The sequence below is a fragment of the Benzoatithermus flavus genome, from assembly GCF_037908215.1.
GTDB classification, from domain to species: Bacteria; Pseudomonadota; Alphaproteobacteria; order Geminicoccales; family Geminicoccaceae; genus Benzoatithermus; species Benzoatithermus flavus.
Map to the genome: position 1 here is coordinate 1 of NZ_JBBLZC010000146.1, position 524 is coordinate 524.

Below are 524 nucleotides of genomic sequence, written 5' to 3' on the forward strand. Positions count from 1 at the left end.
TAAAAGCGGCGTTCAACGCCGATTCCGACGGCCTGGCCGGCATTCAGCAGCTTGCGGGCGATGCGACGCTTCTATTCTATACGACGGAAGAGGCGAAAGAAGGAATGCGGGCGTTCAAGGAAAAACGGAAGCCGGACTTCGGCCAGTTCCCGCGTTTCCCGTGAGAACGGACCAAGCAGCTTGATGCTGCATCAAGCTGCTTTTTCGCATCTCGCTGCCAGCGGGGCACATAAGGAAGGAACAACCTCCCCCCCCGGAACAGGACGTTTCCACAGCGGCGGGTGTTGTTTGGCGGGAGCGGCGGCGCCTTGTGCGATGGGCCGGCACGCCAAACGGCCGAAAGGAGGAGAACGCATGACCACAATGCCAAACTGGCTGAAGCAGCGGGCGTTTTTAACCCCGGAGCGGACGGCTGTTCGTGATCGAGAGCGGGCGAAAACGTTTGCCGAACTGTACGAAGCGTCGGCGTCATGGGCGCGCCGCCTCGCTGCAGCGGGCGTTCGGGAAGGCGACATCGTCGCCAT

At 61.6% G+C, this 524-nt stretch carries 1 protein-coding gene and 1 pseudogene; both read left to right on the plus strand.

The features are described from left to right. The coding region (locus U1T56_RS24590) for an enoyl-CoA hydratase-related protein (protein WP_418162095.1) at positions 1–164 on the plus strand (164 nt) is incomplete at its 5' end. A gap of 190 nt (positions 165–354) precedes the next feature. Beyond that, positions 355–524 (plus strand): annotated as a pseudogene (locus U1T56_RS24595) (o-succinylbenzoate--CoA ligase); the annotation flags it as partial.